A 23,202-nucleotide genomic window follows, 5' to 3' on the forward strand; every position below is an offset into this window, starting at 1 on the left:
ATTCCGCTCTTTCCCGCGCTCGCGCGCTCGATGATTCGCGGCGGCTCGTTCCTGACGGCATTGCCACGCATGGGCCATGTTCGCGCCATCTCGATGCCGCATGATGAAGCCGTCGCATACAGCGCACCGGCAATCGATACCGGTGCGCATGCAACGGTATCGGCAAAATGTGGCGCGCGTCAGGCCATTTTTGGCGCTGCGGACGTCGGCCAACGCACATTGCTTCGCGCCCGTGCCAGCGATCCTTAGAACCTGGCTGCGCAATCGCTGTCGAATCCCGATCAACCCTCACGTACAGGCCGCGCAAGCGTCACGTTATACTTGTCCGTCCTTTTCCTTTGACGCTGCCACCCGCATCCGACCGCAACATACTCTATGCGAAAGAACCTGAAAAACATCGGCCTTATCGCCGCGGGCCTCGCTACCGGCGTTTTTGCAACCCTGCAACTGAGCGCCTCGGCCCAGCAACCCGCGTCCGCGCCGTTGCCGCTCGACCAGTTGAGGCTCTTCGCCGAAGTCTTCGGGCAGATCAAGCATGAGTACGTGGAGCCGGTCGACGACAAGAAGCTGCTGACAGCCGCGATCAAGGGCATGGTGTCGAGCCTCGATCCTCACTCGTCGTATCTCGACAAGACCGACTACGAAGAGCTGCAGGAGCAGACCAAGGGTCGCTTCGCGGGCCTCGGCATCGAGATCTCGCAGGAAGACGGCCTGATCAAGGTCATTTCGCCGATCGAGGACACGCCCGCGTTCCGCGCCGGCATCCGTCCGGGCGACCTGATCACCCGCATCAACGACAAGCCCGTGCGCGGCATGACGCTGGATAAAGCCGTCAAGCAGATGCGCGGCGAGCCGGGCACCAAGGTCACGCTCACCATTTTCCGCAAGACCGACGACCGCACGTTCCCGCTCACGGTCACGCGCGCGGTGATCAGGGTCCAGAGCGTGAAGTCGAAGATCCTCGCGCCGGGCTACGCGTACGTGCGCATCACGAGCTTCCAGGAGCGCACGACGCCTGACCTCGCCGCGAAGCTGCAGGACATCGCGCGCCAGCAGCCGAACCTGAAGGGCCTGATCCTCGATCTGCGCAACAACGGCGGCGGCCTGCTGCAAAGTGCCGTCGGCGTCGCGGGCGCGTTCCTGCCGCCGGATTCCGTCGTCGTGTCGACGAACGGCCAGATTCCGGATTCGAAGCAGATCTACCGCGACACCTTCGACAACTATCGCCTTCCGTCCTTCGACGGCGATCCGCTGAAGAATCTGCTGCCCGTCTTCAAGACCGTGCCGATGATCGTGCTGACCAACGCCTACTCGGCGTCGGCGTCGGAAATCGTCGCGGGCGCGCTGCAGGACCAGCATCGCGCGATGATCGTCGGCAAGACGACGTTCGGCAAGGGCTCGGTGCAGACCGTGCGTCCGATGACAGCCGACACCGCATTGCGTCTGACCACGGCGTACTACTACACGCCGAGCGGCCGCTCGATCCAGAACAAGGGCATCCGGCCTGACATCGCCGTCGACCAGTACGCGGACGGCGATCCCGACGACGCACTTGTCACGCGCGAAGTCGACTACTCGAATCACCTTGCGAACACGCAGGACCCGAACGAGAAGAAGGAACAGGAACAGCGCGAGCAGGAGCGCATGGACCAGTTGCGTCAACTCGAAGAGCAGAACGACAAGAAGACGCCGGAACAGCGCGCGAAGGATCGCGATCGCAAGCCGATCGAATTCGGTTCCTCCGACGACTTCATGCTGCAGCAAGGCCTGAACAAGCTCGAAGGCAAGCAGGTGGTCGAATCGAAGTCGCTGATGGAGCGGCGTCTCGCGCAGAACAAGCCGGCGCAATCGGCTTCGGCGCCCGTCGCCGTAAAGCCCGCGCTGCCCGCCACGCCGACGGCGACGACCCCGGCGGCGCCCGCTTCGGCGACAGGCCCCGCTTCGCAACCTGCTACGCCGAGCAAGTAAGCGCTACGGTGCATCCCCGGTGTCTTCGCGGCCCGTGCCGCGAAGACACCTTCCTCCGCGCGATTAAAATAACGAGAACCGCGCCGCCTCCCGTCTCCAGCGAGCGCGACACATACGACCCACGCCGCGCCCCGCCATGAACGACGATCAACTTCTGCGCTACTCCCGTCACATCCTCGTCGACGAACTCGGCATCGAGGCTCAGCAGAGCTTTCTCGACGCGCATGCAATCGTGGTCGGCGCAGGCGGCCTCGGCTCGCCAGCGGCGATGTATCTGGCGGCGTCGGGCGTCGGCAAGCTGACGCTCGTCGATGCCGATACCGTGGATCTCACCAATCTGCAGCGGCAGATCCTGCACGTCACGAAGTCGGTGGGGCGGCTGAAAGTCGAATCGGGACGCGACGCGATCGCGCAACTGAATCCGGATATCGACGTAAACGCCGTGGCCGAACGCGTCGACGACGCGTGGCTCGATCGCACCGTCCCGCAAGCGACTGTCGTGCTCGACTGCACGGACAACTTCGCGACGCGCCACGCGATAAACCGCGCGTGCGTCGCGCACGGCGTGCCGCTCGTATCGGGCGCGGCGCTGCGTTTCGACGGCCAGATCAGCACATTCGATTTCCGCAACGACGAATCGCCGTGCTACGCGTGCGTGTTTCCGGAGGATCAGCCGTTCGAGGAAGTCGCGTGCTCGACGATGGGCGTGTTTGCGCCTACCGTGGGCATCATCGGCGCGATGCAGGCGGCGGAAGCGCTGCGCGTGATTGCGGGCGTCGGCGAGCCTCTGGTGGGCCGCCTGATGATGCTCGATTCGCTGCGGATGGAGTGGAGCACGATGCGCATCGCGCGTCAGCAGGATTGCCCCGTGTGCGGTGAGCGCCATCGTTCATAAGAAAGAACCGCTTCAACCACACGTTTCTTTTCGGGCGCTCCACGAAGCCGAAGCGCCCGAACGAACCACACGTCAGGCCCGCACGACCCGTTCCAGCGCCGACTGCACCTCTTCCGGCTCGAAGGCCGCGAGCACGTCGGCGACGGGCTTTTCCAGCGTCTTCAGATGCGAGCGCAGAATCTCCTGCTTCACGAGCAGCAACTGGCTCGGATGCATCGAGAACTCGGTCAGCCCCATGCCGAGCAACAGACGCGTCAGCGACGGATCGCCCGCCATCTCCCCGCAGATCGACACCGGCACGCCCGCGCGCTTCGCCTCGCGCAGCGTGAACGCGATCAGATGCAGCACGGCGGGATGCAACGGGTCGTACAGATGCGCGACGGCGTTGTCGGCGCGATCTATCGCGAGCGTGTACTGGATCAGGTCGTTCGTGCCGATCGACAGGAAATCGAGCCGCTTCAGGAACAGCGGCAACGCGATCGCCGCAGCGGGAATCTCGATCATCGCGCCGACGCGCACGTTCGGGTCGTAGGCGAGGCCCGCATCGTCGAGCTGGCGTTTGGCTTCCTGGATCAGATCGAGCGTCTGGTCGATCTCTCGAGCATGCGCGAGCATCGGAATCAGAATCTTCACCGAGCCATACGCGGACGCGCGCAAGATCGCGCGCAACTGCGTCAGGAACATATGCGGCTCGGACAGGCTCCAGCGGATCGCACGAAGGCCGAGCGCCGGATTGGGCGCCGTTTCGTATTCGTCGCCGATCGAATCGAGCGGCTTGTCCGCGCCGACGTCGATCGTGCGGATCGTCACGGGCATGCCGTTCATCAGCTCGACCGCGCGCCTGTAGGCGGTGAACTGCTCCTCCTCTTCCGGCATCCCGTGCTTCTGGTTCATGAAGAGGAACTCGGTGCGGAACAGGCCGATGCCCGTCGCGCCCGCGTCGATCGCCGACTGCGCGTCCTCTGGCAGCTCGATGTTCGCGCACAGCTCGATGCGTGTGCCGCACACCGTCTGCGTCGGCGAAAACTTCAGACGCTGCAGCTTGCGCGCCTCGAGAACCTTCTCGCTCTGCCGGTACGAATATTCTTCGAGCACGATCGGCGCCGGATCGACGATCACGATGCCATGGTCGCCATCGACGATGATCAGATCGTCCTGGCGGATCAGCGCGCTCGCGTGCTGCACGCCGACCGTCGCGGGAATGCCGAGGCTGCGCGCGACGATCGCCGTATGCGACGTGCGGCCGCCCAGGTCCGTGACGAAGCCCTGGAAGGTCTGCGTCTTAAACTGCATCATGTCGGCGGGCGCGATGTCGTGCGCGACCACGATCATTTCGTCGCAGCGGCCGTGGATGCTGACGAGCGAGCCCGTCGCGCCGGCGAGCGCTTTCAGCACGCGCTCGACCACCTGTTCGATATCGGCTTTGCGCTCGCGCAGATACTCGTCTTCCACTTCGTCGAAGTGGCGCGTGAGGCGTTCGAGCTGTTCCGTCAACGCCCATTCGACGTTGTAGCGGCGGGTGCGGATGAGGTCGATCGTTTCCTGAACGAGCATCGCATCGTTCAGGATCATTGAATGTACGTCGAGGAACGCGCCCATTTCGGTGGGCGCATCGGCAGCCAGATCGGCGCGCAGTTCGTCGAGCTCCTGATGCACGACCTGCTGGGCCGCGCGAAAGCGCTCCACCTCGTCCTCGATCTGGGTGGGCTCGATCAGATAGTGGTCGACGTCCAGCGCGGCCGGGGCGATCAGATATGCCCGCCCGATGGCGATACCGCGTGACACGGGAATTCCATGCAGCGTGAATGACACGCGCACCTCCTCTAGTTGTGTAATGCCGCGGCAAACCGCTGCAGTGCTCTCAGACCCCGCCGATCATTATAAATTCCGTAGCGCGCCAAGGTGCTGTGCAGCGCAGCATCACGAGGCATGGCCTTCGCGCTCTATGCTGTCGCCCTGCTTGCCATGTGCTTGCGTTGGGAATACGTCGGCGGAACATCGGTCTTCGAAAATGCGCGGCGGCACGATGGAGCAGCAAGCCGGCAGCAAGCCGCCTTCGACGGACAAACGCGACCGTCAAAAAGAAAACGCCGCGACATCGCGCGGCGTCTCATTCAAAACGAAAGCAGGAGCGGATTTTTAACGGCAGATTTCTTATTGGCCTTCGCCGAATTTATCGGCGATCAGTTTAAGCAGCGCATCCATCGCTTCTTTCTCGTCCTCGCCTTCCGTCTCGATCAACACCGTACTGCCGATGCCCGCTGCAAGCATCATCACGCCCATGATGCTCTTCGCGTTAATGCGCCGGCCGTTGCGGCTCATCCAGATTTCCGCCTGGAAGTTGGCGGCAAGTTGCGTCAGCTTGGCCGATGCGCGAGCGTGCAGCCCCAGCTTGTTCACGATGGTCGTTTCTTGTTGCAGCATGTGTTGTTCCGATGCGCTGGTGTTGAAGTTATCGAGGTGCACGCAAAAACCCGCCACACGCGGCGCGCTTGCCGTGTCGCAGATGATGCAACGCTCACGCGTCGTTTGAATTGCAGCCGGACCCGCTGCCGGCCTTGCAGGATTCGGCTAGCGCCTCGTCCGGCGGCAATGCGGGAATGCAATCAGCGGTGCTCGCGACGGGAACGGCAGGCGGCGGCGTCGCCGGTCCGACGGCTTGAATGCCTTTGGTCGCGCCCGCCAGTGCCTTGTCGACGAGCACGTCGAGCGGCGTCGCGCGATAACAGACGGCGCGCACCAGCATCGGCAGATTCACGCCCGCCAGCACGCGCACATCGGGGAGGGACGCGAGCCGGCCGGCAATGTTCGCCGGCGTCGCGCCGAACATGTCGGTCAACACAAGCGTGCCGTTTTCTTCCTTGAGCCTGTCGATCTCCGCATACGCGAACGAAACGACCTGTACGGGATCGCAATCGGGCGACACGTCGATGACGCCGATGCGGGCGGGCAAGCCGCCGTAAATGTGCGCGACACACTCGCGTAGCGCTGTGGCGAAGGGAGCGTGCGCAATGATCAGAATGCCTGCCATGTCAGCCTTGCTGCAGAAAACCGCCCGGAAATCGCTGCCCTGCTTCCCGTGCGCCGCGCGTCAGATGGAAAGCCGGGCGCGGCAAGCGGGAAACGAGGCCCATCGAACTCGCCTGAGATCGGGCCGCCAAGGGGCCGGATCATGCGGCCCCTCGCGGGCCGCTATCGGACGAGCGGGCATTGTAACAGCCTCATTTTCGCGCTTTCGGCCTTTTCACGCCTGGCTAGCCGACAGCCGCGAACCTTCATTGCCTTCATTGCAGAACATGGCGGCGCACGCGCGCCGCTTCAACCGACGGCCTTCTCTAGTGCATCGATGAACATTGCCGCGACGTCGAACCCCGTCTGATCCATGATCTCGCGGAAGCACGTCGGACTCGTGACATTCACTTCCGTCAGCCAGTCGCCGATCGCGTCGAGCCCGACGAGCAGCAGCCCGCGCGCGTTCAGCACCGGCCCGAGCGCTTCGGCGATCTCCCGATCGCGCGCCGTGAGCGGCTGTGCGACGCCCAGACCGCCCGCCGCGAGATTGCCGCGCACCTCGCTGCCCTGCGGAATGCGCGCAAGCGAATACGGCACCGGCTCGCCGCCGATCAGCAGAATGCGCTTGTCGCCCGCCTTGATCTCGGGGATGAACTTCTGCGCCATCACCGAACGCGCGCCGTCGTGGCTCAACATCTCGACGATCGAGCCTAAGTTCATGCCGTCCGCCTTCACGCGGAACACGCCCATGCCGCCCATGCCGTCGAGCGGCTTCAGGATCACGTCGCCGTGCTCCGCATGGAAGGCGCGAAGACGGGCCGGATCGCGCGTGACGAGCGTCGGCGCGACGAACTGCGGAAACTCGCCGATCGCCATCTTTTCCGAATGGTCGCGAATCGCCTGCGGCTTGTTGAAGATGCGCCCGCCCGCGCGTTCCGCGAGTTCGAGCAGCCACGTCGACGTCACGTATTCCATGTCGAACGGCGGGTCCTTGCGCATCAGCACCGCGCCGAAACCCGCCAGCGCGCGCGCTTCGACCGGCCGCGCTTCGTACCAGATGTCGCGATGGCCGTCCGACTGATCGCCGACGATCTCAAAGCGGTACACGTTCGCCTCGACGCCGGAGCCCATCCACGCCAGATGCTGCGGCTCGCACGCGTAGAGCGTGTGGCCGCGCTTCGCGGCCTCCGCCATCATCGCGTAGGTCGAATCCTTGTAGATCTTGAAGCGGGAAAGCGGGTCGGCGATGAAGAGAATATCCATGGAGTTCCTGATGCGCCCTCGCGGGCCGCGCGTTGTTCGTTATAGCGTACGGCAAACGCGCCGAAGCCGTGCGTCTGCGTGCCCGTCCGGCGGCATTCGATCCCGCCGGGGCAACAGCCTACCGTGAGTACGCCCAACGTGCTTGCCGCATGCCCGCTCGCATTCACGCTCCGGCGACGGGCTTGCGCGCCTTGCCGGCAGCAACAGGCGCGCCCGCCGTCAGACCTGGATCGCCTCGGGATCGGTCTTTTCCAGCTCGACCGACGCCGCCAGCAGCCCCAGCCGCCCGACCACGCCATACATGTAGAAGCGGTTCGGCGGCGCGGCACCCGGCTTCGCATGGGCATCGGGGAGCGCCGTATGCTCGAAGCCGAGCGGCACGAAGTGCATGCCCGGCGCGTTCAGGTTCTGGTCGCGGTCGCGGCTGCCGTGCACGCGATAGAAACCTCCGACCACATACCGGTCGATCATGTACACGACGGGCTCGGCCACTTCCTCGCCGATGCGCTCGAACGTATAGACGCCTTCCTGCACGATCATGTCGTGCACTTCGAGCCCTTCCTTCGTGGTCGCCATCTTGGTGCGCTCGCGCTTCGTGAGCGCGGCCACTTCCGACGCGTCGTGCACTGTCATCACGCCCATGCCGTACGTGCCCGCATCCGACTTGATGACGACATACGGCTTTTCGGAAATACCGTACTCGCGGTACTTCTTCGCGATCTTCTTCAGCACGCCGTCGATCGCGTCGGTGAGCGCTTCCTCACCCGTGCGCGCCTCGAAATCGACGCCTTCGACGTGCGCGAAGTACGGATTGATCATCCACGGATCGATCTCGACCATCTTCGCGAACTTCTTCGCGACGTCGTCGTAGCACGAGAAGTGCGTCGACTTGCGGCGCACGGCCCAGCCGGCGTGCAGCGGCGGCAGCACGTACTGCTCGTGCAGGTTTTCGAGAATCGGCGGAATGCCGCCCGACAGGTCGTTGTTCAGCAGGATCGAGCACGGATCGAAGTTCTTCAGACCGATCCGGCGCGCCGAGCGCTCCAGCGGCTCCAGCACGATCTTCTGCCCGTCCGACAGCGAAATGGTGACGGGACCGACGATGTTTTCATCGAGCGTGCCGAAGCGGACGTTCAAGCCAGCCTGACGCATGATCGTCGCGAGCCGCGCGACGTTTTCCAGATAAAACGCGTTGCGCGTGTGACGCTCGGGGATGACGAGCAGATTCTTCGCGTCCGGGCAGATCTTTTCGATCGACGCCATCGCCGCCTGCACGGCGAGCGGCAGCGTTTCCTGCGGCAGGTTGTTGAACGCGCCGGGAAAGAGGTTCGTGTCGACGGGCGCGAGCTTAAAGCCAGCGTTACGCAGATCGACCGAGCAATAGAACGGCGGCGTGTGCTCCTGCCATTCGAGGCGGAACCAGCGTTCGATGGCGGGCGTCGCGTCGAGGATCTTCCGCTCGAGGTCGAGCAGCGGACCGTTTAACGCCGTAACTAAATGCGGAACCATTGATCACTCGCATACTGGAGAAAAAAGATTGTAGAGCAATTGCTCTGCCCATTTGGGGACGCTTTCTCCATTCGCAAGTTATGGCTGGATGCATTCTCCCTATATCAACGATAGCCGGAAAATCTGCTGTTTGTGAGACAAGATTGCGGCGCGGTCTGCGGGGCTGTTGCGGCTTTGCCGCCCAAACGCCGTGAGGCTGGGACGAACTGCTGCAGCATGAAAAAGCCCGCCATGAAGGCGGGCCAAAGTCGCAGTACGTGAATCTTTCGTACATCTTGTTGCCGGGAAGCGCTTGCCTTACTCGATGCCGGGAAGCGCTTGCCTTACTCGACGTGCTCGCCGTGCAGGATCACGTCCAGACCTTCGCGCTCTTCTTCCTCTGTCACGCGCAGGCCGATCGTCGCGTCGATGATCTTCAGCAGAATGAAGCTGATCACGCCGCTGTAGACGAGCGTCGTCAGGACGCCCTTCAGCTGAAGAATGACGCTGCCGTCGAAGCCGCCGATGTCCTTGACGGCGAACACGCCCGTCAGGATCGCTCCGACGATACCGCCGATGCAGTGCACGCCGAATGCGTCGAGCGAGTCGTCGTAGCCCATCTTGTGCTTGAGCCACGTGGCCGACCAGAAGCAGACCACGCCCGCGATCAGGCCGATGGCGAGCGCGCCGCCCACGCCGACGAAACCCGACGCCGGCGTGATCGCCACCAGGCCCGCCACTGCGCCCGACACGATGCCGAGCACCGACGGCTTACCCTTCGCGATCCACTCGGCGAACATCCAGCCGAGCGCGGCCATGGCCGTTGCAACCTGCGTGGTCAGCATCGCGAAACCGGCACGGCCGTCCGCCGCCACTGCCGAACCCGCATTGAAGCCGAACCAGCCCACCCACAACATCGAGCCACCGATCATCGTCAGCACGAGGTTGTGCGGCGCCATCGAGTCCTTGCCGTAGCCCGTGCGCTTGCCGAGCACGAGACAGCAGATCAGGCCCGCGACACCCGCGTTGATGTGCACCACCGTGCCGCCCGCGAAGTCGAGGATGCCCGCGCTAGCCAGCCAGCCCGTCGGTTCCCAGACCATGTGAGCGATCGGCGAGTAGACGATGATCGACCACAGCGTCATGAAGATCAGCATCGCGGAGAACTTCATGCGGTCCGCGAATGCGCCCGTGATCAGCGCCGGCGTGATGATCGCGAACGTCATCTGGTAGACGAAATAGACGGATTCCGGAATGGTCGGCGCGAGGTGGCTGACGGTGAGCGTCGTCGCCTTGTCGCCCTTGATGTAGGCCATGCCGTGCAGCATCACGCGCGAGAAGCCGCCGAGGAACGAGCCGCCCGGCGTAAACGCGAGGCTGTAGCCGATCACCGTCCAGATCACCGTCACGAGACAGGTGATCGCGAAGCTCTGCATGACGGTGGCGAGCACGTTCTTCTTGCGGACCATGCCGGCGTAGAAGAGCGCGAGACCGGGGATCGTCATGAACAGCACGAGCGCCGTCGAGGTCAGCATCCAGGCGGTGTCGCCGGAGTTGAGCTTCGACGAATCGACCGAGAACGGTGCCGTCGGCGCAGCGGGCGCCGCTTCCGAAGCCGCCGCCGCTGCCGATGCGTCAGCCGGTGCGCTGGCGGCGGGCGCCGCCGAAGCGTCCGCGGCGGGCGCGCTCGCAGCAGGTGCGGCAGCGTCCGACGAAGCCGGCGCGCTCGCCGTCGTGTCCGGGGCGGAAGCCGCGGCAGGCGCCGACGCGTCGTCCGCGAGGGCGGCGCCGATGCCGACCGACAGCAGCGAGCCGGCCATCAGCAGGGACATCAATAATTTACGCATCTTCAGTTTCCTCTTGTCGCTGTTTTTTTACAGTGCGTCCGCGCCGGTCTCGCCGGTACGAATACGAATCACCTGTTCGACCGGCGTGACGAAAATCTTCCCGTCACCGATCTTGCCCGTCCGCGCCGCGCGCTCGATGGCTTCGATCGCCTGCTCGACGATGTCGTCCGAGACCGCCGCTTCGATCTTCACCTTCGGCAGAAAGTCGACGACGTATTCCGCTCCCCGATACAACTCCGTGTGGCCCTTCTGACGTCCGAACCCTTTTACTTCCGTCACCGTAATGCCCGAGACGCCGATGGCCGACAGGGCTTCGCGCGCCTCATCGAGCTTGAACGGCTTGATGATTGCGGTAATGAGTTTCATGAAATCCTCGCTGTAGTGACTCAACCCGTTGCGTGACTTGCATTTGCCTTGCGCCCTGCTTTCGGTCACGGCCCCCGGAACCGCAGCAACGGCGCATCTCCAGACGGCGTCCCGCCGGTGCGCGCGGCAGTAACAGCAACGTCCATGCCATGTTTGTGGCAAACTCCCGCCGGCCCTTACGGCACAAGGGTTTGCGCGTTTACTTGTCCGGATGGCCAGTTCCGTTCGCGAGCGGTAGCGCGCCCTCGGGATCGTTGCTAGAGTGTTTGCAGGCTTGGGCCACGGGCGTGCGCACCAAAGCCGTCCACGCCGGAACGTGGCGGCTGCATGTCTGCACCAGAAACGATCATTCAGTGTTACGAGGCACGCACGTAACGACATATGCACATTTTTTGTGCAACAAGGGGAATGAAATGAAACAACCGAACGACGTCTTCAACGACTTTCAGGCGCGCGTGAGCGAGCTGTTCAAGAACTCGCCGGCCAAAGATGTCGAGCGCAATGTGCGCGCGATGCTGTCGCAGGGCTTCTCGAAGCTCGATCTGGTGACGCGCGAAGAATTCGATACGCAGACTCAGGTGCTCGTGCGCACCCGTGCGCGTCTCGAGGAGCTCGAGCGGCGCGTGGCCGAACTCGAACAGAAGCTGCCCGTGACGCAATCTTCCTGAGCACGCCCATCTGATCTGCACATCACAGGCAAGCGGCCCGTGACGTCATCAGCGCTTTAAGGTGAACGCGCCCGCGAGGCGCGTCTGGACGGGAGAAAACATGTCGCTTGCCGTGGTGCGCAGTCGCGCGCCGGCCGCTGGCCGCGCGCCCGAAGTTACCGTCGAGGTTCATCTCGCCAACGGGCTTCCTTCTTTTTCCATAGTCGGGCTGCCCGATCTCGAAGTGCGCGAAAGCCGCGAACGCGTGCGCGCGGCGCTGCTCAATTGCGGGCTGGATTTTCCCGTCCGGCGCATCACCGTCAATCTCGCGCCCGCCGATCTTCCCAAGGAATCCGGACGTTTCGATCTGCCGATTGCGCTCGGCATCCTGGCGGCAAGCGGGCAGATTCCCGCCGAATCGCTCGCGCATCGTGAGTTTGCGGGCGAGTTGTCGCTGACGGGCGCATTGCGGCCGACGCGCGGCGCGTTCGCGATGGCATGCGGCACGGCGCGCGGTCGTCTGCCGTCTGCCGATGCTTCCGCCGACGCGCAATCCGATCGGGACGAAGATCGCACACCCGAGCTGTATCTGCCGCTTGCCAGCGCAAAAGAGGCGGCGCTCGTGCCCGGCGTGGCTGTTTATGGCGCGGCGGATTTGCCGTCGCTCTGCGCGCACCTTGCTGGTGAAGCCGATGCGCGCCTGTCGCCCGTCGCGGCGCCCACGCTGCCCCGCGACGCAGCCGCAACGCCACCCGACATGGCCGACGTCATCGGCCAGCGCGGCGCCCGGCGCGCGCTCGAAGTGGCGGCGGCGGGCGGGCATCACATGCTGATGATCGGTCCGCCCGGCGCGGGCAAGTCGATGCTCGCCGCGCGCCTGCCGAGCCTCTTGCCGCCGATGACCGACGACGAAGCGCTCACGTCCGCCGCCCTGCTGTCAGCCAGCGCCGCTGGCTTCACGCCCGCGCAGTGGCGTCAGCGGCCGTTTCGCGCGCCACACCATTCGTCGAGCGCGGCAGCGCTGGTCGGGGGACGCAATCCACCGCAACCGGGCGAGATAACGCTTGCCCATCTGGGCGTGCTATTCCTCGATGAGCTGCCCGAATTCGACAGGCATGTGCTCGAAACCCTGCGCGAGCCGCTGGAAAACGGCCGCATCACGATTTCCCGGGCGGCGCTGCAGGCCGACTTTCCCGCCGCGTGTCAGCTGATCGCGGCGATGAATCCCTGTCCATGTGGCTGGCGCGGCGACCCGGGCGGCCGCTGCCGATGCACCCACGAGGTCGCCGCGCGCTATTTGCGCAAACTGTCGGGGCCGCTGCTCGACCGCATTGATATCCAGATCGAGATTCCAGCGCTCTCGCCCGCCGAACTATCCGCGCGCTCGACGACGCAAGGCGAGGTGAGCGCGTCGATTGCGCAACGGGTGGAGGCGGCGCGCGAACGCCAGCTCCGGCGGCAAGGCAAGATGAACCGCGAGCTGACCGGCCGCGAAGTGGATGAAGTCTGCCGGCCCGACAGCGACGGCGAGCGGCTCTTGCGCGAAGCGGGCGAGCGCTTCGGCTGGTCAGCGCGCGCTTACTATCGCGTGCTCAAGGTCGCGAGAACGATCGCGGATCTCGCGGCCAACGACGTCCCGAACGCCGCGCAAATCTCCGAAGCGGTGCAATATCGCCGGGCGTTCGGTACTCAGTAAAAGCTTCGGAAGACAAAAAAGCGCATGTCAAGACTTGACTTATGCACACTTTCCGCTCCCTGATAAATTTCGATACATCTGAAAGGCCATTGTGAGGCGCGTCGAAGATGCCTTTGATTTTATTGGATTTTTCAAAATGCCAAGATTCAGGGCAAAGTGACAACCTGCCCGTCCGATGGGCATTTGCGGCCTACCGCACAGACTTACCAACAAAGTTATCCACAGATCCTGTGAGTAACCGAAAAAGTCCCATGTAAACGCGAGATTAGCGGTCTTTTCTGCGAAGGAACTTTCACTTGCACACGCGCTCGCGAGCCATCATCAGGCCCCAGATCAGTAAAGTTTGAACGATTCGAAGAATTGCTCGACCTGTTCTGGCGGCGGTTCCTTGCTTGCGATCACGGCTGCCTGATACACATGCAGTCCCTTGGCGACGAGGCGAGCGTGCATCGTCCGTGTTTCCTGTTTCGGGCCCGCCTTGCCGCTGAACGTCATCTCGAGTCCTTGCACCTGGCCGCCCGCTGCAAGCGGAATCGCGGTCACGTGCGCGTTGGGAGCGGTGCCGAGATTGCGCGCGAGTCCCGAGCGCAGATAGTCGAGCGCCATGCGTTGCACCTGAGGGTCGTCGCTGGGCAGCATCACGGTGCCCACGGCGAACACGGCGTCGCCAGCCTCGGCGATTTGCATCGCCATTTTCATCGGCGTGCCGTCGATGTCGATTTGCCGCTCATCCGACGTCGGTTTCGCGGGCAAATCGACCGTGTAGCCGTTGTCGTTGTTCATGATCGTGCGCCAGTCGTAGGTCGGCGAGCACGCGGCAAGCAGCCAGCCGGCCGACAGCACGGCGACGACCGCCGCCAGCAGCGAACCCAAAGCGCATGAGGAAGCGGACGGACGAATGGAACGAACGAAGTGGCGGGCAAATGCGCGGAGAACGGAACTGAGCATGAGGCGGCGAGCGGAGATTACACGACGGAAAGCATCATTATCCGCTGTCGACGAGGGTTAGCGCTTCGGCGCCTTACTCGAGTCCCATGCAAGGCGGCCGACGAGAGTTGGCGCTTTACTCCGGTCCCATGCAAGGCGGTCGACCAGAGTTGGCGCTGTAGCGCCTTACTCCGGTCCCACGCAAGGCTCGTCGGCCAGAGCTAGCGCTTCGACGCCTTACTCGAGTCCCATACAAACCCGTTATCCACCGCTTAACTGCGCCGCCAGCCACGTCGCAGGATTGCCGCTACAATATGAGACAAAATCCCGGCTGCCCGCGTCCGCTGCTGCTCCTGCCGCGTGCCGGCTCCGCAAGGTGTTGTTCCGGCGTGCCTTCCGCGCGCTTCCCGAGGTCCCGTTCATGAGCCAAACCATCCCAAACAACGTCTCCCGGCGCTCGAGCCCGATTCGCTATATCGCCGCGGCTGTCGTTGCAGGCGCGATCGCAGTCGCGGGCTACTTTGCGTTCGGCAGCCAGCAGCATGTGCCCGACGCGACGTTCACGCTGCTGTCCGGCCAGAAAGTGTCGACCGCCGATCTGAAAGGCAAGGTCTACCTCGTCAACTTCTGGGCGACGAGCTGCGACACCTGCATGAAGGAAATGCCGCAGATGATCCAGACGTACAACCGCTTCAAGGACAAGGGTCTCGAATTCGTCGCCGTCGCGATGAGCTACGACGCGCCGATGTACGTGACCAACTACACGGAAACGCGCCGCCTGCCGTTCAAGGTTGCGATGGACGACGGCTCGGCCGCGAAGCAGTTCGGCAATGTGCAGCTGACGCCGACCACGTTCGTTATCGACCGCAATGGCAAGGTGCTGAAGCGCTATGTCGGCGAGCCGCAGTTCGCGGAACTCGATCAGTTGCTGCAAAAGGCGCTGGGCACAACCTGATCGCCCGAAACTATCTCCCTCGACGGCGGGCCTCGCGCTGAATCGTCGCAGCGCACCCGCCGTCAGCAGCACCTCCCGCTTCACCGCTCCCCTTCCCCACGCGCAGCCAGGCCATAACGCTTGATCTTCTCGTAGAGCGTCGCCTTGCCGACCTGCAATCTGTCCGCCGCCACCGCGACGGCGCCGCCCGTCTGCTCCAGCGCCTCGGCGATGACGGCGCGCTCGAATTGCTCGACTCGCTCCTTCAACGGCTGCGTAACGGACGTGAGGGCATCGTCGGCAGTCGTCGCCGTATCGTCGCCGACGCCCAGCACAAAGCGATCCGCCGCGTTGCGCAGCTCGCGCACGTTGCCGGGCCATTCGCGCTGCATCAGATTCGTGCGCTGCCGGTCAGTGAGAATCGGCGCGGGCCGTTGATAACGCACGGCCGCGTCGAGCAGAAAATGCTCGAAGAGCGGGACGATGTCCTCGCGCCGCTCCGACAGCGGCGGCAGCGCAATCGTCACGACGTTGAGCCGATACAGCAGATCCTGCCGGAACGTGCCCGCCGCGACGTGCCCAGTCATATCGCCCTTCGCCGCCGCGACGATGCGGCAATCGACGCGTATCGGCTGGTTCGACCCGAGCCGTTCCAGCACGCCGTCTTGCAGCACGCGCAGCAGCTTGACCTGCAACGCGAGGGGCATGCTTTCGATTTCGTCGAGAAAGAGCGTGCCACCCGACGCGTGCTCGAGCTTGCCGATGCGCCGCTTCGCTGCGCCCGTGAACGCGCCCGGCTCGTAGCCGAACATCTCCGATTCGAACATCGGCTCTGGCAGCGCGCCGCAGTTGACGGCAAGAAACGGCTTGTCGCGGCGCGGCGACAGCTCGTGCAGGCTGCGCGCGATCAACTCCTTGCCCGCGCCCGTGTCGCCGTTGATCAGCACGGAGGCGTCCGTTGGCGCGACGTTCGCGATCAGCTTGCGCACCTGCTCGATGGCAGGACTGCGTCCGATGATGCGCGGCGCAAGCGTACCCTGCTCCGCGAGTTCGCGGCGCAGCGCGAGGTTTTCGAGCACCAGCGTGCGACGCTCCAGTGCGCGGCGCACGGTCTCGATCAGCCGTTCCGACGCGAACGGCTTTTCGATGAAGTCATACGCGCCGTCGCGCATCGCCTGGACGGCCATCGAAATATCGCCGTGCCCTGTGACGAGAATCACAGGCACATCGGGCGCGCGCTCGCGGCATTGCGCGAGCAGGTCGAGACCGCTCGCACCAGGCAAGCGGATGTCGCTCACGATCACGCCCGAAAAGTCCGCGTTGATCAGCCGCGCCGCCGATTCCACCGACGCATGCCCCACCACTTCGAACCCCGCGAGCTGCAGGCTTTGCACGCTCGCACGCCGCACGAGTTCGTCGTCTTCGATATAGAGGACCTGCAAGCCCTTGTTCACGATGTTCCCTGCCAATCTATCCATGCGTTGAATCTGCGCCCAGTCACGAGCCCGTCGTGACGGAGTCCGCGATATCCGTTGCCTGCGCGCCCGCGCGGCGCAGCGTCAGTACGAACGCGGCGCCGCCCTGTGCGTTGTTGCGCGCGACGAGCGAGCCGCCGCAATCGCGCGCAATCGACGAGCAGATCGCAAGCCCCAGTCCCAGTCCCTGGCCCATTTCCTTCGTCGTGAAGAACGGCTCGAAGAGCTGCGGAAGCACGTCGTCGGGAATGCCGGGACCATTGTCGCTCACGGTGATCTTGAGCAGCGCCTGAGCCGTCTCCACGTCGATCGCAATGCGCGGCGCAGGCGTGCCCGCCACGGCGTCGAGCGCATTGCCGAGCAGATTGATCAGCACCTGTTCGAGCCGCAAATCGTCGCAATGCGCGACCAGTTTCGGATCGTCGCTCTCGACGTCGAGCCGCACGGGCGCCGCGCCCTCGTCGATCAACGATATATCGACCGTCACGCCTTGCAAGCGTTTCTGCAACAGCGTCAGCACGTTGCGCAGCGCCCGCGCGACGCCCGCGCGCGCATTGCGCGGCCGCGCGCGGCCGACGAAGAGCTTCAACTGATTCGTGATCTTGCCCATGCGCTCGGTCAGCGCGGCAATCGCTTCGAGGTTGTCTTTCGCCGAGGCATGATCGCCGCGTTCGAGAAACACGCGCGTGTTGTCGGAGAAGCCGCGCAACGCGGCGAGCGGCTGATTCAGCTCATGCGTGATGCCCGCCGCCATCTGACCGAGCGCCGCGAGCTTGCTCGCCTGAATCAGTTCGTCGTGCGCGGCGCGCAACTCCTGTTCCGCACGCGTGCGCTCGCTCACTTCCTTCTTCAATTGCTCGTTTGCTTGCGACAGATCGGCGGTGCGTTCGGCAACGCGCTGGTTCAGCTCGGCGTAGGCCTTCTGCAACAGCGCGCGGCTGCGCATCACTTCGCGCACGCGCGCGCGTCGCATGCGCCAGTAGAACAGCAACAGGCACAGCGACACATAGCCGAAGCCTGTCACGATCGTCGCGTAACGCGCGTCCGCATTGACGGGATCGATGGGCGCCATCGTGATGAGCCGCCAGTCCGGCTCGCCGAGCGCGCGCGTCGACGCGAGAAAACGCGGCGCATAGCGTCCGCCGCCGATGCGCACGATCTGCGCGCTCCCTTCGAGCGTGCCCACGACCGTCATCGGCAGCGGCGCGATCGGCTGGCGCGCGTACTGGCGCGTGTCGTAGATCGACGCGATCACGTCGCTCGATAGCGGCTTGACGGTGTGATATTTCCACGCGGGCACCGACGACAGAAAGATCACGCCGTGATCGTCAGTGACGATCAACGGCTCGGATGCGTCGGCGCCCTGAAACCATTCGAGATTCAGCTTGATGACGGCTACGCCGACAATCTTGTTATCGCGTCGCACCGGCTGCGAAATGTAGTAGCCCGGATCGAGCGACGTCGTGCCGATGCCGAAGAAGCGACCGACCTTGCCCTTCTCGGCCTCGACGAAATACGGCCTGAACCGATACTCCTGGCCGATGAAGCTGTCGCGCTGATTCCAGTTGCTCGCCGCCACGCAGCGGCCCGCCGCCGTGATGATGTACGCGACGTTCGCGCGGGCGCGGCGATTGAGGTCTTCGAGGTATTGATTGGCACGCGCGACGTTGTCCGCGTCGGGCGCCACGAGTACGTCCTGAACGAGGGGATGCTCGCCGAGCAGATAAGGAAGCGACTCGTAGCGCTCGAGCGTGCTTCTGAGCGCGTTCGTCGTGCGATCGGCGCGCACGGCGGCGTTGCGCCGCAGCGTATCGATGCCGTGCTGCCACGTGATGCTCCACGTGAGCCCGCAGGCTGCCACGAGCCCGGCGACGAGCGCGAACAGGATCAGCAGGCGGCGCGTCACGATGGCAGAAGTCGTTCGATGGGGATCGCCTATTGTGGCATATCGCGCCGCATCGTCGGGTACGCCGCGTTCGTCGAGCCCATCGCACGCGTCGAAGCCGTCGGGCGCCTCGGCGCCCGCGTGACCATCGGATGCATCAGGCGGCGATCCGTCGGACCCCGCCGCATTCGTTGCGAGCGGCGCCGCGCCATGTTGCCGCGGCGCCGCCTTCATGGCTCAGACCTCGGCCGTTTCGTTGACCGACACATCGCGGCGCAATGCGGCGCGCAGCTTCGAGCGGTCCAGTTCCTTTTCCCATGCCGACACCACAACCGTCGCCACGCCGTTGCCGACGATGTTCGTCAGCGCGCGGCATTCGCTCATGAAGCGGTCGATGCCGAGAATCAGCACCATGCCCGACAGCGGAATCGTCGGCACGACGGCGAGCGTCGCGGCAAGCGTGATGAAGCCTGCGCCCGTCACGCCGCTTGCGCCCTTCGACGTCAGCATCGTCACCGCGAGCAGCGTCAGTTGCTGGCCCCACGTGAGGTCGATGTTGGTCGCCTGGGCGATGAAGAGCACGGCCATCGTCATGTAGATGTTGGTGCCGTCGAGGTTGAACGAATAGCCCGTCGGCACGACGAGACCCACCACCGAGCGCGAGCAGCCGAGCTTTTCGAGCTTCAGCATCAGTTGCGGCAGTGCCGCTTCCGACGAGCTCGTGCCCAGCACGATCAGCATTTCTTCCTTGATGTACGCGACGAAGCGCAGGATGTTGAAGCCCACCATCCGCGCGATGATGCCGAGCACGACGACGACGAACACGATCGACGTCAGATAGAACGTGCCGATCAGCTTCAACATCGGCAGCAGCGAGCCGATGCCGTACTTGCCGATGGTGAACGCCATCGCGCCGAACGCACCAATCGGCGCGAGCTTCGTGATGATGCCGACCATGCCGAACAGGATGCTCGACAGGCTTTCGATGAAGCTCGTCACCGGTTTGCCGCGTTCGCCGATATGCGCGAGCACTGCGCCGAACAGCAGCGCGACCAGCAGGATCTGCAGGATTTCACCTTGCGAGAACGCCGACGCGAGCGTGTCCGGAATGATGTGCATCAGGAAGTCGACCGTCGTCTGGCCATGCGCCTTCGCGGCATACGACGCGACTTCCTTGCCGTTGAGCGAGGCGGGATCGACGTTGAAGCCGACGCCCGGCCGCAGCAGGTGCGTCGCGGCCAAGCCGAGAATCAGCGCGAACGTCGAGACGATTTCGAAGTACAGCAGCGCCTTGCCGCCCACGCGCCCGACCTTCTTCATGTCTTCCATGCCGGCGATACCCGTCACGACGGTACAGAAGATGATCGGCCCGATCACCATTTTGATCAGCTTGATGAAGCCGTCGCCGAGCGGCTTCATGTCGGTGGCGAGCGACGGATAGAAGTGCCCCAGCGCAATGCCGATGATGATCGCGACGATCACCTGGACGTAGAGGACTTTATAAAAAGGTTTCTTCACGATGGTGTTCCTGCAATGGAGTAAAACCAGGGTGGACCGAAGGCCGGCCACGTCGCGCATGAGGTACGGTCAGACGTGCGTCATGCGCGGTGAGCAAGCCCGCGACAAGACGACGAAATCAGAGGGACCAGAACAGGAACTCGGGCATCGTTGTCTCCTATCGACCAGAGCTGGCGCTGTAGCGCGTTACTCTGCTTTGTAGTGGGTGGGCCATTGCGGCCGCATGTCTTCTTCGCAAGGTCGATGCCAGCGCGCATAACAGACGTAGCGCGTTGATTTACAAGGCCAATTCGGCTGGATGACGAAACGATGCTTCCGGGTTTCCGGAAATCCGGAATCAGGGCGTCCGGAATCCCGAACGCCCCTTGTCGGCAGAACCCAGGGCTAACCCTGAACTCCTTCTTCGAGCACGAGCAGATTCTCGTGCGAGAAACCGAGCGCAACAGGCTGGCCGCGTTCGGGCAATCGGCGGTTCGGATCGTTGAAGATGTCGAGCGAGATCACTTCGTCTTTCACGCGAGTCCGGATGCGCACAATTGCGCCGAGAAAGCTCACTTCTTCGACGGTCGCTGTCAGCGTATTGCGGCCCGCGGCAGGCGCTTCGAGCACGATCGCCTCGGGACGCAGCGCGAGCATGCGCTTCTTGCCCGCATCGCCGACAGGCAGCGTTTGCGCCGTGCGCAGTTCCTGGCCGTCGACGGCCATGCGGCCCGTCGACGGATCGATCACATGCCCGGACAGAATGTTCAGAGTGCCGACGAACGACGCGACGAAACGTGTGCGCGGATAGTTGTAGATCTCGAGCGGCGTGCCGATCTGCTCGACGCGCCCTTCGTTCATCACCACGATGCGGTCGGAAATCGACAGCGCCTCTTCCTGATCGTGCGTGACGAAGATCGATGTGATGCCGAGCTCGCGTTGCAGCGCGCGAATGTCCTGGCGCAGCGAAATGCGGATCTTCGCGTCGAGCGCCGATAGCGGCTCGTCGAGCAACAGCACTTGCGGCTTGCCCGCGAGCGCGCGTGCCAGCGCGACGCGCTGCTGCTGCCCGCCCGACAGTTGCCACGGATACCGCTCGCCGAGATGCGGCAGCTTGATCAATTGCAGCATCTCGTCGACGCGCTGTTTGATTTCGCTCTGCGGACGATGCGCGACCTTGAGCCCGAAGCCGATGTTCTCGGCGACCGTCATGTTCGGAAAGAGCGCATACGCCTGGAACACCATGCCGACCTTACGCTGCCGTGTGCGCAGATGCGTGACGTCGCGGCCGTCGAGGCGGATCGTGCCGCGCGTCGGCGCCTCGAAGCCGGCGATCATGCGCAGCACCGTCGTCTTGCCGCATCCCGACGGCCCGAGAAACGTGATGAATTCGCCGCGCTCGATCTTCATGTCGAAGTGATGCAGCGCCGTGTTCGCGCCGAATGTCTTGTGCAGGCTGTCGATTTCAAGAAACGCCATGACGTTGCCTCGATTTAGGGCTTGTGCGCAGCGAGCGTGCGCACGGAGCCGAACACCTGGATCAGCCCCATCGACGCCCATGTGACGGCAAACGCGATGATCGCGAGCGCGGACGGCTCGTAGGCGCGGTTTGCGCCGATCAGTTGCAGATACGGACCGAACGCCGGGCGGTCGAGTAGGCTAGCAATCGTGAATTCGCCGATCACGACCGCGAAGGTGAGAAACGCGCCGGACAGAATGCCCGAGCGGATATTCGGGAAGATCACCTTGAAGAGAATGGTCGGCCAGTTCGCGCCGAGACATTCGGCTGCTTCCGTCAGCGAGCGGATATCGACGGCGCGCAGACCGGCATCGACGGCGCGATACATGTACGGCAGCGACAGCGTCACGTAGCCGAACACGAGCAGCAGATCGGTCGCGCGTTCGTTCGACGTCAGCGGCAGAATCGAGCTGCTGTTGTAGATGCGCAGATAGCCGAACACGATCACGATCGCGGGCACGACGAGCGGCAGCAGCGTGATGAACTCGACGATGCCGCGCAGCTTCGGCAAACGCAATTGCACCCAGTAAGCCGTCGGCACAACGAGCAGCACGCCGACGACGATCGTCAGCAACGCCATCAGAATCGAATAGCCGAACGACGCCTGAAAATGCGAGTCGGAGAGCACGACCTGGTACGCATCGAAGCTGTACATGCCGCGGCGCATGCGCAGACTGAATTCGAAAGTCGCGATCAGCGGAATCAGAAAGTACAGGGAACCGACGATCATCGCGGTCCATGCGCCCACGCGCGATTGCGTGTTCGGTTGCGCGTGCGACTGCGTGTTCGTCTGGCTGTTCGATTGCGTGCTCATCTGCGCCCCCTTTCGACGCGCGAGCGCAGCCAGATATAGCCGCCGTTCGACAGCCCCGTCACGAGAATCATGCCGAGCGCGAGCGCATAGCCGAGGTTCTGGTTGTGCAGCACGTCGCCGCGAATCTGCGCGTAGAGCAGGATCGTCACGATGTTCAACGAGCTGCCCGTCAACGCATACGCCGTCGCGACCGCGCCAAACGAGTTCGCGAACAGCAGCAGCGTCGCACCCAACACGCTCGGCCACAGCACAGGCAACGCCACATGGCGCCAGTACTGATACGCGGTGCCGCCGAGGCAATCGCACGCTTCGCGCCACTCGCGCTTGAGGCCGTCGAGCGCGGGCGTGATGATCAGCACCATCAACGGAATCTGGAAATACAGGTAGGTGATCGTCAGGCCCCAGAAGCTCAAGATGCTGAAGCCCGTCGAGTAGAGATTGATGCCCGTGTACTTCTTGAGCAGCACCGTCACGAGGCCGACGCGCCCCAGCGTGCAGATGAATGCGAACGCGAGCGGCACGCCCGCGAAATTCGATGCGACGCCCGAGAACGTGAGCAGCGTCGGCCTAATCCAGCCCGGCAGCTTGCCATGCACGGCCGCCCATGCGAGCAGCGAGCCGAGCACCGCGCCGCCGAACGCCGATGCCGCGCTCACCTTGAAGCTGATCCAGTACGCGTCGAGCGTGCCCTCCTGGAACAGGTCGCGCATGTTGGCGAGCGTGAAGTGGCCTTGCGCGTCCTGAAACGCGCCGACCATCAGGAAGCCTGTTGGCAGGATCAGGAACAGCAACGCAAAGACAAAGAACGGCATCACGCCGATCCACGTCCACAGCGGCGACGACCGGCCCGGACCGTCGACCTTCGGCGCGGGCGCCGGCACGGACGGAACCATCAGGTCCGCCTGACCGCCCGGCCCGGCTTCCGATGAAGCGCTCATCAACTCACCCTCGCTCACCCTCGAACAGACA

20 protein-coding genes are annotated in these 23,202 nt (G+C 63.9%); 6 read left to right on the top strand and 14 right to left on the bottom strand.

The window, feature by feature from the left end:
- Positions 1 to 30 precede the first annotated feature (30 nt).
- The 3 genes from BN2476_RS11050 to BN2476_RS11060 all read left to right on the top strand — a co-directional run bounded on the left by BN2476_RS11050 (position 31) and on the right by BN2476_RS11060 (position 2,863).
- Complete coding sequence (locus BN2476_RS11050; protein WP_087734186.1) at positions 31 to 249, top strand: hypothetical protein; 219 nt, start codon at positions 31 to 33, stop codon at positions 247 to 249.
- A gap of 126 nt (positions 250 to 375) precedes the next feature.
- Positions 376 to 1,968 (top strand): S41 family peptidase, encoded by a 1,593-nt coding sequence (locus BN2476_RS11055; RefSeq protein WP_087734187.1) that lies wholly within the window; start codon positions 376 to 378, stop codon positions 1,966 to 1,968.
- 136 nt (positions 1,969 to 2,104) lie between these two features.
- Complete coding sequence (locus BN2476_RS11060) at positions 2,105 to 2,863, top strand: HesA/MoeB/ThiF family protein (RefSeq protein WP_087734188.1); 759 nt, start codon at positions 2,105 to 2,107, stop codon at positions 2,861 to 2,863.
- A gap of 72 nt (positions 2,864 to 2,935) precedes the next feature.
- Here BN2476_RS11060 and ptsP read toward each other — a convergent pair whose 3' ends face one another.
- The 7 genes from ptsP to BN2476_RS11095 all read right to left on the bottom strand — a co-directional run bounded on the left by ptsP (position 2,936) and on the right by BN2476_RS11095 (position 10,839).
- Positions 2,936 to 4,675: a phosphoenolpyruvate--protein phosphotransferase gene (ptsP, locus tag BN2476_RS11065; protein ID WP_087734326.1), complete on the bottom strand. Its 1,740-nt coding sequence runs from the start codon at positions 4,673 to 4,675 to the stop codon at positions 2,936 to 2,938.
- A 342-nt stretch (positions 4,676 to 5,017) separates the two neighbouring features.
- Positions 5,018 to 5,287 carry an HPr family phosphocarrier protein gene (locus BN2476_RS11070; RefSeq protein ID WP_087734327.1) on the bottom strand — a complete coding sequence of 90 codons (270 nt, stop codon included), beginning with the start codon at positions 5,285 to 5,287 and terminating at the stop codon, positions 5,018 to 5,020.
- Between the two features lie 94 nt (positions 5,288 to 5,381).
- Positions 5,382 to 5,894 carry a PTS sugar transporter subunit IIA gene (locus BN2476_RS11075; protein ID WP_087734189.1) on the bottom strand — a complete coding sequence of 171 codons (513 nt, stop codon included), beginning with the start codon at positions 5,892 to 5,894 and terminating at the stop codon, positions 5,382 to 5,384.
- A 287-nt stretch (positions 5,895 to 6,181) separates the two neighbouring features.
- On the bottom strand, positions 6,182 to 7,138 hold the full coding sequence (gene gshB, locus BN2476_RS11080; protein WP_087734190.1) for a glutathione synthase: 957 nt from the start codon (positions 7,136 to 7,138) through the stop codon (positions 6,182 to 6,184).
- Between the two features lie 219 nt (positions 7,139 to 7,357).
- Positions 7,358 to 8,647, bottom strand: a complete 1,290-nt coding sequence (gshA, locus tag BN2476_RS11085; protein WP_087734191.1) for a glutamate--cysteine ligase — start codon at positions 8,645 to 8,647, stop codon at positions 7,358 to 7,360.
- A gap of 323 nt (positions 8,648 to 8,970) precedes the next feature.
- A complete protein-coding gene (locus BN2476_RS11090) occupies positions 8,971 to 10,473 on the bottom strand; it encodes an ammonium transporter (RefSeq protein ID WP_087734192.1) in 1,503 nt (500 codons plus the stop codon).
- A 27-nt stretch (positions 10,474 to 10,500) separates the two neighbouring features.
- On the bottom strand, positions 10,501 to 10,839 hold the full coding sequence (locus BN2476_RS11095; RefSeq protein WP_087734193.1) for a P-II family nitrogen regulator: 339 nt from the start codon (positions 10,837 to 10,839) through the stop codon (positions 10,501 to 10,503).
- Positions 10,840 to 11,252: 413 nt separating this feature from the next.
- Between BN2476_RS11095 and BN2476_RS11100 the strand changes: the two genes are divergently transcribed.
- Positions 11,253 to 11,507 carry an accessory factor UbiK family protein gene (locus BN2476_RS11100; RefSeq protein ID WP_087734194.1) on the top strand — a complete coding sequence of 85 codons (255 nt, stop codon included), beginning with the start codon at positions 11,253 to 11,255 and terminating at the stop codon, positions 11,505 to 11,507.
- 100 nt (positions 11,508 to 11,607) lie between these two features.
- A complete protein-coding gene (locus tag BN2476_RS11105) occupies positions 11,608 to 13,182 on the top strand; it encodes a YifB family Mg chelatase-like AAA ATPase (RefSeq protein ID WP_087734328.1) in 1,575 nt (524 codons plus the stop codon).
- Between the two features lie 333 nt (positions 13,183 to 13,515).
- Here the strand turns inward: BN2476_RS11105 and BN2476_RS11110 are convergent, their stop codons facing one another.
- Entirely contained in the window at positions 13,516 to 14,130 is a 615-nt protein-coding gene (locus BN2476_RS11110; RefSeq protein ID WP_087734195.1) for a hypothetical protein, read from the bottom strand.
- Between the two features lie 400 nt (positions 14,131 to 14,530).
- Between BN2476_RS11110 and BN2476_RS11115 the strand changes: the two genes are divergently transcribed.
- Positions 14,531 to 15,064 carry a TlpA disulfide reductase family protein gene (locus BN2476_RS11115; RefSeq protein ID WP_087734196.1) on the top strand — a complete coding sequence of 178 codons (534 nt, stop codon included), beginning with the start codon at positions 14,531 to 14,533 and terminating at the stop codon, positions 15,062 to 15,064.
- 80 nt (positions 15,065 to 15,144) lie between these two features.
- Here the strand turns inward: BN2476_RS11115 and BN2476_RS11120 are convergent, their stop codons facing one another.
- The 6 genes from BN2476_RS11120 to BN2476_RS11145 form a co-directional block, all read right to left on the bottom strand.
- Entirely contained in the window at positions 15,145 to 16,497 is a 1,353-nt protein-coding gene (locus BN2476_RS11120; protein WP_087734329.1) for a sigma-54-dependent transcriptional regulator, read from the bottom strand.
- 43 nt (positions 16,498 to 16,540) lie between these two features.
- Positions 16,541 to 18,637 (bottom strand): sensor histidine kinase, encoded by a 2,097-nt coding sequence (locus tag BN2476_RS11125; RefSeq protein WP_087734197.1) that lies wholly within the window; start codon positions 18,635 to 18,637, stop codon positions 16,541 to 16,543.
- Between the two features lie 3 nt (positions 18,638 to 18,640).
- Entirely contained in the window at positions 18,641 to 19,921 is a 1,281-nt protein-coding gene (locus tag BN2476_RS11130) for a dicarboxylate/amino acid:cation symporter (RefSeq protein ID WP_087734198.1), read from the bottom strand.
- Between the two features lie 384 nt (positions 19,922 to 20,305).
- Entirely contained in the window at positions 20,306 to 21,379 is a 1,074-nt protein-coding gene (locus tag BN2476_RS11135; RefSeq protein ID WP_087734199.1) for an ABC transporter ATP-binding protein, read from the bottom strand.
- A 14-nt stretch (positions 21,380 to 21,393) separates the two neighbouring features.
- Positions 21,394 to 22,233, bottom strand: a complete 840-nt coding sequence (locus tag BN2476_RS11140; RefSeq protein WP_087734200.1) for an ABC transporter permease — start codon at positions 22,231 to 22,233, stop codon at positions 21,394 to 21,396.
- Positions 22,230 to 23,171: an ABC transporter permease gene (locus tag BN2476_RS11145; RefSeq protein ID WP_087734201.1), complete on the bottom strand. Its 942-nt coding sequence runs from the start codon at positions 23,169 to 23,171 to the stop codon at positions 22,230 to 22,232. Before BN2476_RS11145 ends, BN2476_RS11140 begins: the two co-directional genes overlap by 4 nt.
- Between the last annotated feature and the right edge of the window lie 31 nt (positions 23,172 to 23,202).

It is taken from the genome of Paraburkholderia piptadeniae (assembly GCF_900007165.1).
Classification (GTDB): Bacteria; Pseudomonadota; Gammaproteobacteria; order Burkholderiales; family Burkholderiaceae; genus Paraburkholderia; species Paraburkholderia piptadeniae.

What these genes read in the sequence shown, in the direction of transcription:
- BN2476_RS11050 (WP_087734186.1), top strand. Translation starts at nt 31, where the DNA reads ATGATTCGCGGCGGCTCGTTCCTGACGGCATTGCCACGCATGGGCCAT.
- BN2476_RS11055 (WP_087734187.1), top strand. Translation starts at nt 376, where the DNA reads ATGCGAAAGAACCTGAAAAACATCGGCCTTATCGCCGCGGGCCTCGCT.
- BN2476_RS11060 (WP_087734188.1), top strand. Translation starts at nt 2,105, where the DNA reads ATGAACGACGATCAACTTCTGCGCTACTCCCGTCACATCCTCGTCGAC.
- BN2476_RS11070 (WP_087734327.1), bottom strand. Translation starts at nt 5,287, where the DNA reads ATGCTGCAACAAGAAACGACCATCGTGAACAAGCTGGGGCTGCACGCT.
- BN2476_RS11075 (WP_087734189.1), bottom strand. Translation starts at nt 5,894, where the DNA reads ATGGCAGGCATTCTGATCATTGCGCACGCTCCCTTCGCCACAGCGCTA.
- gshB (WP_087734190.1), bottom strand. Translation starts at nt 7,138, where the DNA reads ATGGATATTCTCTTCATCGCCGACCCGCTTTCCCGCTTCAAGATCTAC.
- gshA (WP_087734191.1), bottom strand. Translation starts at nt 8,647, where the DNA reads ATGGTTCCGCATTTAGTTACGGCGTTAAACGGTCCGCTGCTCGACCTC.
- BN2476_RS11090 (WP_087734192.1), bottom strand. Translation starts at nt 10,473, where the DNA reads ATGCGTAAATTATTGATGTCCCTGCTGATGGCCGGCTCGCTGCTGTCG.
- BN2476_RS11095 (WP_087734193.1), bottom strand. Translation starts at nt 10,839, where the DNA reads ATGAAACTCATTACCGCAATCATCAAGCCGTTCAAGCTCGATGAGGCG.
- BN2476_RS11100 (WP_087734194.1), top strand. Translation starts at nt 11,253, where the DNA reads ATGAAACAACCGAACGACGTCTTCAACGACTTTCAGGCGCGCGTGAGC.
- BN2476_RS11105 (WP_087734328.1), top strand. Translation starts at nt 11,608, where the DNA reads ATGTCGCTTGCCGTGGTGCGCAGTCGCGCGCCGGCCGCTGGCCGCGCG.
- BN2476_RS11110 (WP_087734195.1), bottom strand. Translation starts at nt 14,130, where the DNA reads ATGCTCAGTTCCGTTCTCCGCGCATTTGCCCGCCACTTCGTTCGTTCC.
- BN2476_RS11115 (WP_087734196.1), top strand. Translation starts at nt 14,531, where the DNA reads ATGAGCCAAACCATCCCAAACAACGTCTCCCGGCGCTCGAGCCCGATT.
- BN2476_RS11125 (WP_087734197.1), bottom strand. Translation starts at nt 18,637, where the DNA reads ATGAAGGCGGCGCCGCGGCAACATGGCGCGGCGCCGCTCGCAACGAAT.
- BN2476_RS11135 (WP_087734199.1), bottom strand. Translation starts at nt 21,379, where the DNA reads ATGGCGTTTCTTGAAATCGACAGCCTGCACAAGACATTCGGCGCGAAC.
- BN2476_RS11140 (WP_087734200.1), bottom strand. Translation starts at nt 22,233, where the DNA reads ATGAGCACGCAATCGAACAGCCAGACGAACACGCAGTCGCACGCGCAA.
- BN2476_RS11145 (WP_087734201.1), bottom strand. Translation starts at nt 23,171, where the DNA reads ATGAGCGCTTCATCGGAAGCCGGGCCGGGCGGTCAGGCGGACCTGATG.